The following is a 14,930-nucleotide window of genomic DNA, read 5'->3' on the forward strand; positions in this document are numbered from 1 at the left end:
AGGGATGTCACTCCGGGAACGCGCCGCCATTGGCCGGCTGCGATTCGACTTCCAGCAGCGTCAGCTTCAGGGTCTTGCCACCCGGAGCCGGCCAATCGATGTGCTGGCCAACCTTCAGGCCGAGCAACGCGCTGCCCACCGGCGCCAGGATCGAGACCTTGCCTTCGTCGGCGTTCGCATCCTTGGGGTACACCAGGGTTAGGTGGTAGTCCTTGCCACTGCCTTCTTCGCGGCAATGCACACGGGAATTCATGGTCACGACATCCGCCGGCACTTCATCGTGGCCGACCAGTGTATCGGCGCGATCCAGTTCGGTTTGCAACGCGATAACGCCCGGCAGCGTGTCATCCAGGCTGTCGATCAGACGCTCCAGACGCTGAACGTCCAGACGGGTAAGGGTGATGGAAGGTGCGGTCATGATCAGGGCAGACTCCTTTCTTCTGCACGAAAAAAGCAAAACCCCGCCAGAAAAAGGCGGGGTTTTCATCAGCCTCGGTAGGTGGAGGCGTTTCCGGACACTATCACAGCTCAAAAAATATACAAGTCATGGCCAAACAGACGCTATGAACTTATAGAGAACTCCTGTGGCGAGGGGGCTTGTCGGACCGCCGCACCGCCCCGCTGGGTCGCGCAGCGGCCCTAAATTTTTACGACTGCTGCGCAGCCGAACGGGGGCAAGCCCCCTCGCCACAAAAGCCCTTATGCCAAGGATTTACGGTGGGCAGCCTCGGCGCAAATCACCCGCCGACGCTGATCATCGGCCGAACGCCACTCACGAATATCTTCGACATGGCGAAAGCAACCCAGGCAGACTTTCTGCTCGTCCAGCCGGCACACACCGCTGCAGGGCGATGGCACCGCCGGGCTGACGTTGCTGTAGAGCGGCTTGGGCGCACGGACAGGCGCAGGCTGGGTCACGATCTCACAGGCCTTCGAAATCGAGCTCGACACCGGCCTGCTGCTGGACGATACGTTCAAGCATTTCACCCAGCTGTTCTTCGCTCTTGTCGCACATCCAGCGCTCGCTTTCTTCGTCGTAGTCGAAGTGGAAACCACCGGACACCGCCGCCAGCCACAGCTGACGCAGCGGCTCCTGGCGACTGAAGATCAACTGGCTGCCGTTCTCGAACTTGACGGTCAGCACACCGGCCGAGCTTTCGAGGTCGATATCCAGGTCGCTCTCGTCAAAGATGTCCTCCAGGGTTTGCTGGGTGGCATCGACAAGGTCATGGAAACGCGCTTCGGACAAACTCATTACGGCAACCTCAAAAAGTGTCTGATCAGGCTCAAGCGCCGCAAGATACGACCGAGCCCCGTCGATTGCAAAGAATAACGACCTGTGGGATTGCATGATACCAACCGGCCGCGGCCCAACCCCCGCCGGACGGGCGGTCCGTTGCATAGGCAAGCTGCCGGGTGGCCGGTATACTCTGGCGCAATTAATGCATTTTCAAGGATTTCGCCATGAAGCGCCTGATCTCTTCCCTTGCTGCGCTCCTCGCGGTTGCCTGTCTTGTGTCGGCCTGCGGTCAAAAAGGCCCGCTGTACCTGCCCGATGCAGACCAGGACCCTGTCGAGCAAGCCAAGTCGTCGCAGCAGCAGCCTGCTTCCAAAGCACACAAGCACGACGTCTACCAATAATAAGGGAACCTCATGGACGCTTTTAACTACCGTGACGGTGAACTGTTCGCGGAAGGTGTTGCCCTGTCTGCCATCGCCGAGCGCTTTGGTACACCGACCTACGTTTACTCGCGCGCGCACATCGAAGCCCAATACCTGGCTTATGCCGATGCGCTGGCCGGCATGCCGCACCTGGTGTGCTTCGCGGTCAAGGCCAACTCCAACCTGGGCGTACTGAATGTCCTGGCGCGTCTGGGCGCCGGTTTCGACATCGTCTCCCGTGGCGAGCTGGAACGTGTACTGGCCGCTGGCGGCAGCGCCGACAAGATCGTGTTCTCCGGTGTCGGCAAGACCCGTGACGACATGCGTCGCGCCCTGGAAGTCGGCGTGCACTGCTTCAACGTCGAATCCACCGACGAGCTGGAACGCCTGCAAGTGGTCGCCGCCGAACTGGGCGTTCGCGCGCCGATTTCGCTGCGCGTGAACCCGGACGTCGATGCCGGCACCCACCCGTACATTTCCACCGGTCTCAAAGAGAACAAGTTCGGCATCGCCATCGCCGACGCCGAAGACGTGTACGTGCGTGCCGCGCAGCTGCCGAACCTGGAAGTGGTCGGCGTCGATTGCCACATCGGCTCGCAACTGACCACCCTGCCGCCGTTCATCGACGCTCTCGACCGCCTGCTGGGCCTGGTCGATCGCCTCGGCGATTGCGGCATCTACCTGCGCCACATCGATCTCGGTGGCGGCCTGGGCGTGCGATACAAGGACGAGGAGCCGCCACTGGCTGCCGACTACATCAAGGCCGTGCGCGAGCGTCTCGACGGTCGCGATCTGGCGCTGGTGTTCGAACCGGGCCGCTTCATCGTCGCCAACGCCGGTGTATTGCTGACCCAGGTCGAATACCTCAAGCACACCGAGCACAAAGACTTCGCCATCGTCGACGCCGCCATGAACGACCTGATCCGCCCGGCGCTGTATCAGGCCTGGATGGACGTCACTGCCGTGCGCCCACGTACCTCCGCTGCCCGCGCCTACGACATCGTCGGCCCGATCTGCGAGACCGGCGACTTCCTGGCCAAGGATCGTCAGCTGGCACTTGAAGAAGGCGACCTGCTGGCCGTGCATTCGGCCGGTGCCTACGGGTTTGTCATGAGTTCCAACTACAACACCCGCGGCCGTACCGCAGAAGTGTTGGTGGACGGTGATCAGGCATTTGAAGTGCGTCGCCGTGAAACGGTAGCCGAGTTGTTTGCTGGCGAAAGCCTGCTGCCGGAGTAAAACCATGCTGCTGCGTTTTACCAAGATGCACGGCCTGGGCAATGATTTCATGGTCCTCGACCTGGTCAGCCAGCACGCGCACATTCTGCCCAAGCACGCCAAGCAATGGGGCGACCGGCACACCGGCATCGGTTTCGACCAGTTGTTGATCGTTGAAGCGCCGAGCAATCCGGACGTGGATTTCCGCTATCGGATCTTCAACTCCGACGGTTCCGAAGTGGAACAGTGCGGCAACGGTGCGCGCTGCTTCGCCCGTTTCGTGCTCGACAAGCGCCTGACCGCAAAGCGGCAGATCCGCGTCGAGACCAAAAGCGGCGTCATCGAGCTCGACGTGCGTAACGACGGCCAGATCAGTGTCAACATGGGCGCCCCACGCCTGGTGCCGGCGGATATTCCGTTCCAGGCGCCGGAGCAGGCCAAGAGTTATCAGGTCGACGTCGACGGCACCCAGGTCGATCTGGCCGCCGTGTCCATGGGCAACCCCCATGCCGTGCTGCGGGTCAGCGATATAAACAACGCGCCGGTGCATGAGCTGGGCCCGAAAATCGAACATCACCCGCGCTTCCCGGCACGGGTCAACGTCGGTTTTCTCCAGGTCATCGACCGGAGCCGCGCGCAGTTGCGCGTCTGGGAGCGTGGAGCCGGGGAAACCCAGGCTTGCGGAACCGGCGCCTGTGCCGCCGCAGTGGCCGCGATCAGCCAGGGGTGGATGGATTCGCCGCTATTGATCGACCTGCCTGGCGGGCGCTTGTCCATCGAATGGGCAGGCCCTGGCCAACCGGTGATGATGACCGGCCCGGCAGTGCGCGTATATGAAGGACAAGTGCGTCTTTGAGTGAGCGAAATCCATGACCGACAAGCCTCCGGTACCCGCACGACAAGCTGACGAATCACCGTCCGAAAGCCTGGAGGCGGCGGCTGTAGCCGCGTACCTGGAGGCTCATCCGGACTTCTTCGTCGAGCACGAAGAACTGCTCCCGTCCCTGCGTATTCCCCATCGGCGCGGCGATACCGTGTCGCTGGTGGAGCGTCAGATGACGATCCTGCGCGACCGCAACATTGAACTGCGTCATCGCCTGTCGCATTTGATGGACGTGGCCCGGGACAACGACCGGCTGTTCGAAAAGACCCGTCGCCTGATCCTCGCATTGATGGATGCCGCCAGCCTGGAAGACGTGGTGATGTGCGTCGAAGACAGCCTGCGCCAGGAATTTCAGGTGCCCTTCGTCAGCCTCATCCTGCTCGGCGACAACGCCATGCCGGTGGGCCGCTGGGTCACCCACGCCGAAGCGCAAGTGGCCATTGGCGGCCTGCTCTCGGAAGACAAAAGCGTCAGTGGCAGCCTGCGCGAGCATGAACTGGACTTCCTGTTCGGCGAAGAACAGCGCAAGCAGATCGGCTCCACCGCGGTCGTTGCCATCAGCCACCAAGGCATCCACGGCATCCTGGCCATCGCTAGCCGTGATCCCCAGCACTACAAAAGCTCGGTGGGCACCTTGTTTTTGAGCTACATCGCTGAAGTCATGGGTCGCGTGCTGCCACGGGTCAACAACTCCCTGCGCTCGGTACGCTGAACATGGAACGACAACTGGACGCTTACTGCGAACACCTGCGCAGTGAGCGGCAGGTGTCGCCGCACACGCTGTCGGCCTACCGCCGCGACCTGGATAAAGTGCTGGGCTGGTGCGTCAAACAGAATATCGGCAGCTGGACGGCGCTGGACATCCAGCGCCTGCGCAGCCTGATTGCCCGTCTGCACGCCCAGGGCCAATCGTCCCGCAGCCTGGCTCGATTGCTGTCGGCCGTTCGCGGGCTCTATCACTACCTGAACCGCGAAGGTCTGTGCGACCACGATCCGGCCAATGGCCTCGCGCCGCCCAAAGGCGAACGCCGCCTGCCGAAAACCCTCGATACCGACCGCGCGCTGCAACTGCTGGAAGGTGGTGTGGAGGATGACTTTCTGGCTCGCCGGGACCAGGCGATACTCGAACTGTTCTATTCCTCCGGCTTGCGGCTGTCGGAGCTGACGGGGCTCAATCTCGATCAGCTCGACCTGGCTGACGGCATGGTCCAGGTGCTCGGTAAAGGCAGCAAGACCCGCCTGCTGCCGGTAGGAAAAAAGGCCCGCGAGGCCCTGGAGCAGTGGCTGCCACTGCGGGCCATGACCAACCCGGCGGACGATGCAGTGTTTGTCAGCCAGCAAGGTCGACGTCTCGGCCCCCGGGCGATCCAGGTGCGGGTCAAGGCTGCCGGCGAGCGCGAACTGGGGCAGAACCTGCACCCGCACATGCTGCGGCACTCTTTTGCCAGCCATTTGCTGGAATCCTCCCAGGACCTGCGGGCAGTGCAGGAACTGCTCGGCCACTCGGACATCAAGACCACGCAGATCTACACCCACCTGGACTTCCAGCACCTGGCCACGGTCTACGACAGCGCCCACCCACGGGCCAAACGCATTAAGGGCGACGATTCATGAGCATTCAGTTGATCACCTTCGACCTCGACGACACCCTGTGGGACACCGCCCCGGTAATCGTCAGCGCCGAAGCCGTTTTGCGTGAATGGCTGACCGAGCACGCGCCCAACCTGGGGGCGGTGCCGGTGGAGCATCTGTGGACTATTCGTGAGCGTGTATTGAGCAACGAGCCTGGCCTCAAGCACCGCATCAGCGCCCTGCGTCGGCGGGTGCTGTTCCATGCACTGGAAGAGTCTGGCTACACCCATGCAGAAGCCTCGGATCTGGCGGACAAGAGTTTTGAAGTGTTTCTGCACGCTCGCCATCAGATCGATGTGTTTCCGGAGGTCGAACCGACCCTGGAAATCCTCGCCAACCATTACGCCCTCGGCGTGGTCACCAATGGCAACGCCGACGTGCGCCGGCTGGGCCTGGCGGATTACTTCAAGTTTGCGCTGTGCGCCGAAGACATCGGCATTGCCAAACCCGACGCACGATTGTTCCAGGAGGCCTTGCAGCGCGGTGGCGCGACCGCTGAATCGGCGGTGCACATTGGCGATCATCCGGGCGATGACATTGCCGGTGCGCAGCAGGCGGGAATGCGGGCAATCTGGTTCAACCCGGCAGGCAAGGTCTGGGAAGCCGAACGGTTGCCGGATGCGGAGATTCGCAGCCTGACCGATTTGCCGGCATTGCTGGCGCGGTGGAATTCGGTGTCGGCCTGACGAAAAAACCTGTGGGAGCGGGCTTGCTCGCGAAGGCGGTGTACCAGCCACCTCCAATATTGAATGTGATGGCCTCTTCGCGGGCAAGCCCGCTCCCACAGGGACTTCGTCCAGCTCAAAAAGCTTTGTTTCAGGCATGAAAAAGCCCGCGGCGACGGCGGGCTTTTTCAGCAAGCGGGTAGCAGGCTCAGATAGGCCGGCTGCCGTACTTGTTATCAGGCTTCTTGGGCGGATCGGCGACCACATTGGCCTCCACTTCCTGCACCTTGCCACCCTTGGCCAAAAACTCCTCCATGGCCCGCGCGAGAGCATCGCGTTCCTTGTTCTTGGCTTCGACACTCGGCAGCTCATCGACCGATACCGCTGCCTTGGCCTTGCCTTTGGCGGTCGGGACCGGCGCATCACCGCCGTCGTCTTCAGCGACGTCTTCCGCCGCTGCTTCCAGACCTTCTTCGGTTTCGTCGTCGTCGCCTACTTCGAGGTCGTCGTTTTCCAGATCATCGTCGCTCATGTTCTACCTCATGACTTGCGAAAAGCAGATTAGTTATAGCCCAGCTTTGCCCTCTGTCGAAGGCTGCAGGAAAAAATTCAACAGCCGCTGCTGACCAGCGGTTATGCCTCTTCACCGTGCACGGTGGCGAGGACTTTACGGGCACCGCCATGATCACGGTGCTCGCCCAGATAAACGCCTTGCCAGGTCCCCAACGCCAACCGGCCTGCCGAAATCGGCAAACTGAGCTGACAGCCAAGCACGCTGGCCTTGAAGTGCGCCGGGAGGTCGTCCAGGCCTTCGTCGTTATGCTCATAGCCGTCTGTTCCTTGTGGGATCAGACGATTGAAAAATCGTTCGAAGTCGCGACGTACCGCCGGATCGGCGTTCTCGTTGATGGTCAACGACGCCGAGGTATGCTGCAGCCACAAATGCAACAGACCGACCCGACACGCCTTGAGTTCAGGCAGGCCGGCGAGTAACTCGTCCGTTACCAGATGAAAGCCCCGAGGCCTCGCCCGCAAGGTAATCAGAGTCTGTTGCCACATACAGTTCTCCGCACGTTCGGGGCGCATTCTAGCGCGCTCTGGGAAAAAACAAAGACCCTAATATTCCTTCAATCCTGTAAGCCTTTGGCTGCACAAAAACACCCGACGTAAACATCGTAAAACCTGTAGGAAAAAACCTTTCAGCTCAGCCTTCAACGACAAATTCCAGACAAAAAAATGCCCGGCAAGCCGGGCAGTTTTTTTAGTGCTTGCTTACAAGTTGTAGCCGCGTTCGTTGTGAAGCGCCAGATCGATGCCGACCGCTTCTTCTTCTTCGTTGATACGCAGGCCCATGACCGCATCCAGCAACTTGAGGATGATGTATGTGGCGATCGCGGTGTAGATCACCGTGAAGCCCACGCCTTTGCACTGAATCCACACTTGTGCGGCGATGTCGGTCACGGTGCCGAAGCCACCCAGGGACGGAGCAGCGAACACACCCGTCAGGATTGCGCCGAGGATACCGCCGATACCGTGCACGCCGAAGGCGTCCAGGGAATCGTCATAGCCGAGCTTGCGCTTGAGGGTGGTGGCGCAGAAGAAGCACACCACACCAGCTGCCAGACCGATTACCAGCGCGCCCATGGGGCCAACGGTGCCGGCAGCCGGGGTGATTGCCACCAGACCGGCAACCACGCCCGAAGCGATGCCCAGTGCGCTAGGTTTGCCGTGGGTGAGCCACTCGGCAAACATCCAGCCCAGTGCAGCAGCGGCGGTAGCAATCTGAGTTACCAGCATTGCCATGCCGGCGGTGCCGTTGGCCGCAGCGGCGGAACCGGCGTTGAAACCGAACCAGCCGACCCACAGCATGGCCGCACCCATCAGGGTGTAACCGAGGTTGTGCGGCGCCATCGGCGTGGTCGGGAAGCCCTTGCGCTTGCCCAGCACCAGGCAGGCAACCAGACCAGCTACACCTGCGTTGATGTGCACCACGGTGCCGCCGGCGAAGTCGAGCACGCCCCAGTCCCACATCAGGCCACCGTTGCCGGACCAGACCATGTGCGCGATCGGCGCATACACCAGGGTGAACCAGATGCCCATGAACACCAGCATCGCGGAGAACTTCATCCGCTCGGCGAACGCACCGACGATCAGCGCCGGGGTGATGATCGCGAAGGTCATCTGGAAGGTGACGAACACCGCCTCAGGGAACAGCGCCGCAGGGCCGGTCAGGCTGGCTGGCGTGATGCCGGCGAGGAATGCCTTGCCCATGCCGCCGAAGAACGAGTTGAAGTTGACGACGCCCTGCTCCATGCCCGTGGTGTCGAACGCGATGCTGTAGCCATAAATGACCCACAGGACGCTGATCAAACCGGTAATGGCGAAGCACTGCATCATCACGGAAAGAATGTTTTTCGACCGGACCATGCCGCCGTAGAAAAGCGCGAGGCCGGGAATGGTCATGAACAGCACCAAGGCTGTCGAGGTCATCATCCAGGCAGTGTCGCCGGAGTTGAGGACTGGGGCCGCCACTTCGTCTGCCGCCAGAGCAAGGCTGGGCATTACGATGGACAACAGGGCTCCTAGCCCTGCGAATTTACGCAGAGTCATATTGTTTTCTCCTGGGGCGTTGGGTTTGTGGCGGCTTAGATTGCGTCGGTATCGGTTTCGCCGGTACGGATGCGAATCGCCTGTTCCAGATTGACCACGAAGATCTTGCCGTCCCCGATCTTGCCGGTGTTGGCAGCCTTAGTGATGGCCTCGATTACCCGGTCCAGATCCTTGTCGTCGATGGCGACGTCGATCTTCACCTTGGGCAGGAAATCGACCACGTATTCCGCGCCGCGATACAGCTCGGTGTGACCCTTCTGCCGACCAAAGCCTTTGACTTCAGTGACGGTAATGCCCTGCACGCCGATCTCGGACAGCGACTCGCGTACGTCGTCCAGCTTGAACGGCTTGATGATGGCAGTGACTAGCTTCATGAAAACTCTCTCCCGAATTGGTGGACTTGCCCCAGGAAAACAAACCCGACTCAAGTCTAAGCGCAGTGCCTGGCTTTGTAACGCATCGTCGGCCTTACCTGCCCGTTCGACGCCAGCTAACCGCTCCTGACGAAGCACTCCCCGTGTTTCGCTTGGCGCACTGCATTCGTCACAGCGACTGCATCAGTGCATGGGTCACCAGCATCTAAGCAGAAACCTTGCCATCTCCACAAAACTCATAGTTTTCAATCTTTTGCTGGCAGATGTCCGCCATATCGCAACAACACTCACCGGGTTACGCACAATAACGGTGCGACGCCGTCCGTCCGCATGCGCGAAAAGCGTGCGTGCTTCGCCTGCGCAAATGACTATAGACACTGCGTGATACACTGCCCGTCATTGTTTCCAGGACACTGCCCATGCTCGCGCCCAAAGACTTCCTCGACGCCCTCACCGGCACCGCCTCCCGCCTCTTCAGCGGCGATACGCCTCTGCCGAAAGCTGAAATCGAAAGCCAGTTCAAAATGTTGCTGCAAAGTGGCTTCAGCAAACTGGATCTGGTGAGTCGGGAAGAATTCGATAGCCAGATGGTTGTATTGGCGCGCACCCGGGCTCGGCTGGAAAGTCTTGAAGCGAAAGTGGCGGAGCTGGAAGCGAAGCTCAATCCGCCGACCGAATAAATTCTGTTGTGAAATGCAGTCCCCTTGTGGGAGCGAGCCTGCTCGCGATTGAAGGTCGGAACGACCTTGCGCTTCACCTGTAGGACCTGCCGAAGGCTGCGATCTTTTGATCTTCAGCCCCGCAACAATCCCGGCAACGTCCTACAAACATCACACCGCCGTCCGATTGCGTCGCAGATCTCCGGTTTCTAAGCTCACCCAATGCTGAATGTTCAGCACTGGGTTTGGCGACCTGGAAAAAACCCGACGCACTACGACCACATTCGAAATAGGGAGTTTTTCCCCATCTTGAGTTATGGCAGCTGTGCGTGGGAGACCTTAGGGTCTGCCGGTTTTTCGGGCGTTACCGGTTCGCCAACCCGCGCATAGCTGCCACCCTTTTCGTTTGGCGACGATCAGAGGCAGTTGCTCTTCACTCGACCCCGAGAACTGCACGATGGAAGAAAACTACCTAATCCCCCACATCTTCACCCGCCACAAACTCCACCTCCACGCTCTCCTAATACAAAACCAACCCTGGTTCAGCGCCCGCGACCTAGGCCGATTGCTACGCATCTACCTCAACGACCGTCAACTCCGAAAACTCGATCCCGACCAATACCAAACAGCCAAAACCCTCATCCACGGTCACATCGAAAACATCCTGCTGATCAGCGAATCCGGCGTTTACGCATTACTGGTCTACCACTACTGCCCCGAATACAGAGCCCTGCGTGAATGGCTCACCCACGAAGTTGTTCCCGCCCTGCGAGATGCCCAATACCCCACCACAACCGAACGCCCGCAACTGAGCCTGCTCAACTGGCCGGAAATGTCGTTGAGCCTGCTGCACTGGAACAACCAGCCGTGGATTCGGTTGCAGGATGTGCCGCAGATGATGACAGAGCAGGATCAGGCAAGACGCCCGGTAAAACCGTGGTGGAAGCGGGCTTCACTCATCTTGCAGTCGCTTTGAATATTTAACGTTCAACCACGCTCGATCTGGACTGAGCGCAACTCGTAGGTCGATTGCAGATTCAGCCAGAACTCGGGCGTGGTGTTCAGGTTGATGGATAGCTTTTGCGCCAGACCAACACTGACACCGCTCCGCTGATTCACAACATCGCTTATTTCCGCCTCCGGCTCGTTCACCGAGCGAGCCAGAGCATCGGTTGTAACGCCCAGTGACTTCAAAAACTCCTCGCTGAGAATTTCGCCAGGATGAATCGGGCGCATTCCATTCCTGTCCATTCACGCCTCCTAAGGCTGCATTCAGCGAGATCATAAGCAGCAACCTTCATCCGGCAAGGCCATCCACGCTCTTTCACCGATGTCCTTCATCTTTCTCGGCAAGGTCCTACAAAAAGCGGCGCTCCGGCCTGATTTATCAGTCCTCACCCTTTTCTTTACGCTTTTCGCCTTGTTACTCGATAGACGCTAGCAATGAGAAGAAAAGGAAAAGGCACCGAACTTCGAAACCAGACTTACAAATCAGATGCACGAAAGCTCGCATATAAAATGTTCGTCAAGGACTGTAAATCTCGGGCCAGGAAACTCAACACCGAGGCGGTTAGGTTCGACCCAATAACTCCAGCTGCGATTACTGCCTGCCTCCCGTGGTTGGAAGCTGCACTCTTCCCATGGGAAAGCGTGTCGAACTGGAAGTGCAAAGATGCCAAGGGATTGGATTTGGCCATCTGGTACGAACAGAAACTATGTGGTCTGTGTTATGCCACTCCGCGTAAAAGCGCTATTTGCATAAAAATAATTCTTTTGCAGGGTCACCCAGACAGGTCTCATCCTCTTCGTGGTTTGATCGCCCCGATGGCACTGCTGGCTACAGATACCTATGCACGAATGCTAGGGTGCAAAGAAATAGAGATTCAGGATCCTGGCCCAAATGTCGTCCCCTACTACCAGAACCTCGGATTCAGCTTCGACCAGAACAATCGACTTGTCATTTACCTGGACGATTAATAGTATCGATCTCACTCCCAGGCACAGGAGGTGTCCATGATTCAAAGAAAGCGAAAAGCCAAGCTTTTACTCATCATTCAATATCATGCTGAAGCACTTCGGCTAGGCGGCAAGATTTCAGCCAATCAACAACGATTTCTTGATGTCGCTGCGGCTCACGGCAAAGACCTTGAACCTCCGGGCTTACTTGCCGGTAAAAGAGCCTGAAACTGTCTACCAAAGAACCGCCCGAATGGCGGTTTTTTCTGCCCGCCCGTCCGGCGATGGCTCGCAACATCCTGCGAAAATTCACCTTCCCAGACACCACGCGAAATGCTCATCTCCTGACTACCCTTGAAAAACCGCAGGAAGCGGCTCCCCGTAATTTCAAGGAACGACCATGTCCCTCTCCATCGTCCACAGCCGTGCCCAGGTCGGCGTGGAGGCGCCAGCCGTTACTGTTGAAGTCCATCTGGCCAACGGTTTGCCGTCTCTGACCATGGTCGGCCTGCCCGAGGCGGCGGTGAAAGAAAGCAAGGATCGGGTGCGCAGTGCGATCATCAATTCGGGACTGCAATTTCCGGCGCGACGGATCACGCTGAATCTGGCGCCGGCGGATTTACCCAAGGATGGCGGGCGGTTCGATCTGGCGATTGCCCTGGGGATTCTCTCGGCCAGCGTGCAGGTGCCGACGCTGACACTGGATGACGTGGAGTGCCTGGGGGAGCTGGCGCTTTCCGGTGCAGTGCGGCCCGTCCGTGGGGTGCTGCCGGCGGCATTGGCGGCGCGCAAGGCCGGGCGCTGGTTGATGGTGCCGCAGGCGAATGCCGAAGAGGCTTGTCTGGCATCGGGGTTGAAGGTCATCGCAGTGGACCATCTGCTGCAGGCAGTGGCGCATTTCAATGGGCACACACCCATCGAACCTTACGTTTCCAACGGGTTGCTCTACGCCAGCAAACCCTATCCTGATTTGAATGAAGTTCAGGGGCAAATGGCGGCCAAACGCGCGCTGCTGATTGCGGCAGCGGGTGCGCATAACCTGCTGTTCAGCGGGCCACCGGGCACAGGCAAGACGCTATTGGCGAGCCGATTGCCAGGGCTGCTGCCACCCCTGGCCGAGAGCGAAGCACTGGAAGTCGCAGCGATTCAATCCGTCGCCAGTTGTGTGCCACTGAGCCATTGGCCACAGCGCCCCTTCCGACAACCACACCATTCCGCCTCAGGACCGGCACTGGTGGGCGGTGGCTCGAAACCACAACCGGGCGAAATCACCCTCGCTCACCATGGCGTGCTGTTCCTCGATGAACTCCCGGAATTTGATCGCAAGGTATTGGAGGTGTTGAGAGAGCCACTGGAATCCGGCCACATCGTGATTTCCCGCGCCAAGGACCGCGTACGCTTCCCGGCGCGCTTTCAACTGGTCGCCGCGATGAATCCCTGCCCCTGTGGATATCTTGGCGAACCGAGTGGCCGTTGTTCCTGTACGCCGGACATGGTTCAGCGCTATCGCAACAAACTGTCGGGACCACTGCTGGATCGTATTGATCTGCACCTGACGGTTGCTCGCGAAGCCACGGCATTGAATCCTGCGTTAAAACCCGGCGACGACACTGCCACCGCCGCCGAGTTGGTTGCCGATGCACGAGAACGGCAACAAAAGCGCCAAGGCTGTGCCAATGCCTTTCTCGACTTGCCGGGCCTGCGCAGACACTGCAAGTTATCCACAACAGACGAAACCTGGCTGGAGACGGCGTGTGAACGACTGACCTTGTCACTGCGAGCGGCCCATCGACTGCTCAAAGTAGCGCGCACTCTTGCGGACCTTGAACAAGTCGATGAGATCAGACGCGAGCACTTGGCCGAAGCGCTGCAATATCGGCCAACAAGCCAGTAGCTCAAATTTGTAAGTGTTTTTTTGAGAAAACGTCATTTCCAAGTGTTTTTTTCGACCAATAAGCGGTTTTCGGAAAGATGGCGAAAATCAACCCTTGGTAAGGTCAACCAACGGCGTCTGCCGCACCTCAGTCTCCCGCCCACCTTGAATCTCGCTCACCTGCTTCAACGCCTTATCCACAGCGGTCTTATCCGCCAGCAAGCCGTAGCTGATGCGGAACTGCTTCTGCTCCTTCGGCCCAATCATTGGCACCAGGTTCAGTGGCCGCTGATACCGGCGGTTGTAGGAAAAACTCGTGCCTGGCTCCAGCCCCGTGACATAGCCCTGCCCTTGGGTATCGGTGTTTTTCCACAGGGAGAACACGGGCAGTGTTTGAGTGTTGAAACCGACCGAGACGCCCAGGCTGCCGGCCTTGTTATGCAGGACGGTCAATGTATCGCCCTTGGCATCGGCGTACGGCACTACGTTGTAAACCGTTTCGTCGTAGTCCTTGGTCGGTGCGCGGTAGGTTTGCCAGTCCGGCAAATCGCTTTTGGCTTTATCGTTGAACGGCGACACCTGTTTCACCGGCGCGGCGAATCGGGCGCCCTGCTCCAGGAATGGGGTGCTGAAGTTGCTGTGATACAACGCCTGGTATTCCTTCGGATAGTCGCCGTTGTTGGTCAGGGTGTCGTTGAGGGCGAACGCTACGCTGCCGGGCTCGGTGACCAGTTCGGTCGCGACCGAGAAGTCGACTTTCTTGAAAGCCTGCTCTTTCAGCTCGCCGCGCAGGCTGATGGCGTACGGCGGTTTTTCATCGATGTGCAGGGTGACTTTGTTGGCCGGGATATTGGCAGCGCGACCGTGCAGAGTCAGCAGTTCGCCGTTGTCGATGCCGGGGTGGCCGACCCATTCGTAGCCGCAGCGGGTGACCAGTTCATTGAAGCCTTCCAGCCAGCCCAGGCCACCACGGCCGTTGAGCTCGATGAAGGACGGATTGACCACTTCCTTGACTGGCGAATCCCAACCCATGCGCACGTTACCGACCGAGGCCTGCAGGACGTTCATGCCGCGAGTTGGAACTACCGAAAGTTTCATCGTGCCGTTATCGATGTCGACGATGCTGACGCCTTCCTGCCGACCGCCGTGCAAGGTGCGCAGGGTCACGCTGAAAGGTTTGTCGATTTTTACGCCGAGTTGCTGGCTGGTGATTTGCCAGTTCTGGGCGGCTTTGTCGGTGTCGAGCAGGACGTAATCCCAGGCTAGGGCTTGGGAGGCAGCGGACAGTGCGCTGAGGGCAACGAAGAGTTTGAGTGGGGTCATGGCAATAGCCTTTCTTGGAGTTGTGCCATTTTTATAGACTTGATGAAACGTTTCAGCAAGCATAAAAGTCGAGAA

The 14,930-nt window shown here is 59.2% G+C and carries 19 protein-coding genes; 10 read left to right on the plus strand and 9 right to left on the minus strand.

Translation table 11 applies throughout. The features are described 5' to 3' along the window. Nucleotides 1-7 precede the first annotated feature (7 nt). The 3 genes from rnk to cyaY all read right to left on the minus strand — a co-directional run bounded on the left by rnk (nucleotide 8) and on the right by cyaY (nucleotide 1,255). A complete protein-coding gene (gene rnk / locus AC3IT6_RS28250; RefSeq protein WP_008050852.1) occupies nucleotides 8-418 on the minus strand; it encodes a nucleoside diphosphate kinase regulator in 411 nt (136 codons plus the stop codon). A 281-nt stretch (nucleotides 419-699) separates the two neighbouring features. Next, nucleotides 700-918: a DUF1289 domain-containing protein gene (locus AC3IT6_RS28255; RefSeq protein WP_080925278.1), complete on the minus strand. Its 219-nt coding sequence runs from the start codon at nucleotides 916-918 to the stop codon at nucleotides 700-702. 4 nt (nucleotides 919-922) lie between these two features. After that, nucleotides 923-1,255, minus strand: coding sequence for an iron donor protein CyaY (cyaY, locus tag AC3IT6_RS28260; protein ID WP_008050853.1), 333 nt, complete (start codon nucleotides 1,253-1,255; stop codon nucleotides 923-925). A 209-nt stretch (nucleotides 1,256-1,464) separates the two neighbouring features. On the opposite strand from cyaY, the gene lptM reads away from it, so the two are divergent. The 6 genes from lptM to AC3IT6_RS28290 are packed head-to-tail and all read left to right on the plus strand — an operon-like array spanning nucleotide 1,465 to nucleotide 6,081. Further along, the gene (gene lptM / locus AC3IT6_RS28265; protein WP_150716244.1) at nucleotides 1,465-1,641 is read left to right on the plus strand and encodes an LPS translocon maturation chaperone LptM; all 177 of its coding nucleotides are present in this window, start codon (nucleotides 1,465-1,467) and stop codon (nucleotides 1,639-1,641) included. Nucleotides 1,642-1,653: 12 nt separating this feature from the next. Then, the gene (gene lysA / locus AC3IT6_RS28270; protein WP_223455380.1) at nucleotides 1,654-2,901 is read left to right on the plus strand and encodes a diaminopimelate decarboxylase; all 1,248 of its coding nucleotides are present in this window, start codon (nucleotides 1,654-1,656) and stop codon (nucleotides 2,899-2,901) included. Nucleotides 2,902-2,905: 4 nt separating this feature from the next. Then, entirely contained in the window at nucleotides 2,906-3,736 is an 831-nt protein-coding gene (gene dapF, locus AC3IT6_RS28275) for a diaminopimelate epimerase (protein ID WP_489306808.1), read from the plus strand. A 13-nt stretch (nucleotides 3,737-3,749) separates the two neighbouring features. Beyond that, a complete protein-coding gene (locus tag AC3IT6_RS28280) occupies nucleotides 3,750-4,475 on the plus strand; it encodes a DUF484 family protein (protein ID WP_150724918.1) in 726 nt (241 codons plus the stop codon). 2 nt (nucleotides 4,476-4,477) lie between these two features. Continuing rightward, nucleotides 4,478-5,377, plus strand: coding sequence for a tyrosine recombinase XerC (gene xerC, locus AC3IT6_RS28285; protein WP_489353806.1), 900 nt, complete (start codon nucleotides 4,478-4,480; stop codon nucleotides 5,375-5,377). Continuing rightward, nucleotides 5,374-6,081, plus strand: coding sequence for an HAD family hydrolase (locus AC3IT6_RS28290; RefSeq protein ID WP_489353807.1), 708 nt, complete (start codon nucleotides 5,374-5,376; stop codon nucleotides 6,079-6,081). Before xerC ends, AC3IT6_RS28290 begins: the two co-directional genes overlap by 4 nt. Nucleotides 6,082-6,268: 187 nt before the next feature. On the opposite strand, the gene sutA is transcribed toward AC3IT6_RS28290, so the two are convergent. The 4 genes from sutA to glnK form a co-directional block, all read right to left on the minus strand. Then, on the minus strand, nucleotides 6,269-6,592 hold the full coding sequence (sutA, locus tag AC3IT6_RS28295) for a transcriptional regulator SutA (protein WP_008050867.1): 324 nt from the start codon (nucleotides 6,590-6,592) through the stop codon (nucleotides 6,269-6,271). 101 nt (nucleotides 6,593-6,693) lie between these two features. After that, nucleotides 6,694-7,119 (minus strand): secondary thiamine-phosphate synthase enzyme YjbQ, encoded by a 426-nt coding sequence (locus AC3IT6_RS28300; protein WP_008015517.1) that lies wholly within the window; start codon nucleotides 7,117-7,119, stop codon nucleotides 6,694-6,696. Between the two features lie 213 nt (nucleotides 7,120-7,332). Next, a complete protein-coding gene (locus tag AC3IT6_RS28305) occupies nucleotides 7,333-8,670 on the minus strand; it encodes an ammonium transporter (protein ID WP_489353808.1) in 1,338 nt (445 codons plus the stop codon). A gap of 35 nt (nucleotides 8,671-8,705) precedes the next feature. Continuing rightward, the gene (gene glnK / locus AC3IT6_RS28310; RefSeq protein WP_002555808.1) at nucleotides 8,706-9,044 is read right to left on the minus strand and encodes a P-II family nitrogen regulator; all 339 of its coding nucleotides are present in this window, start codon (nucleotides 9,042-9,044) and stop codon (nucleotides 8,706-8,708) included. Nucleotides 9,045-9,463: 419 nt separating this feature from the next. Here glnK and AC3IT6_RS28315 point away from each other — a divergent pair, with 419 nt between their 5' ends. Continuing rightward, nucleotides 9,464-9,724, plus strand: coding sequence for an accessory factor UbiK family protein (locus AC3IT6_RS28315; protein WP_046038993.1), 261 nt, complete (start codon nucleotides 9,464-9,466; stop codon nucleotides 9,722-9,724). Nucleotides 9,725-10,160: 436 nt separating this feature from the next. Further along, the gene (locus tag AC3IT6_RS28320; RefSeq protein WP_489353809.1) at nucleotides 10,161-10,679 is read left to right on the plus strand and encodes a BRO-N domain-containing protein; all 519 of its coding nucleotides are present in this window, start codon (nucleotides 10,161-10,163) and stop codon (nucleotides 10,677-10,679) included. A gap of 11 nt (nucleotides 10,680-10,690) precedes the next feature. Here the strand turns inward: AC3IT6_RS28320 and AC3IT6_RS28325 are convergent, their stop codons facing one another. Further along, nucleotides 10,691-10,954, minus strand: a complete 264-nt coding sequence (locus AC3IT6_RS28325) for a HigA family addiction module antitoxin (RefSeq protein WP_489353810.1) — start codon at nucleotides 10,952-10,954, stop codon at nucleotides 10,691-10,693. A gap of 762 nt (nucleotides 10,955-11,716) precedes the next feature. Between AC3IT6_RS28325 and AC3IT6_RS28330 the strand changes: the two genes are divergently transcribed. Next, nucleotides 11,717-11,887 (plus strand): hypothetical protein, encoded by a 171-nt coding sequence (locus AC3IT6_RS28330; protein ID WP_223544716.1) that lies wholly within the window; start codon nucleotides 11,717-11,719, stop codon nucleotides 11,885-11,887. 172 nt (nucleotides 11,888-12,059) lie between these two features. Continuing rightward, nucleotides 12,060-13,553 carry a YifB family Mg chelatase-like AAA ATPase gene (locus tag AC3IT6_RS28335; protein WP_489353811.1) on the plus strand — a complete coding sequence of 498 codons (1,494 nt, stop codon included), beginning with the start codon at nucleotides 12,060-12,062 and terminating at the stop codon, nucleotides 13,551-13,553. 87 nt (nucleotides 13,554-13,640) lie between these two features. Here the strand turns inward: AC3IT6_RS28335 and AC3IT6_RS28340 are convergent, their stop codons facing one another. Further along, a complete protein-coding gene (locus AC3IT6_RS28340) occupies nucleotides 13,641-14,855 on the minus strand; it encodes an aldose 1-epimerase family protein (protein WP_489353812.1) in 1,215 nt (404 codons plus the stop codon). Nucleotides 14,856-14,930: the final 75 nt, after the last annotated feature.

The sequence above is a fragment of the Pseudomonas sp. KH_017 genome (genome assembly GCF_057840285.1).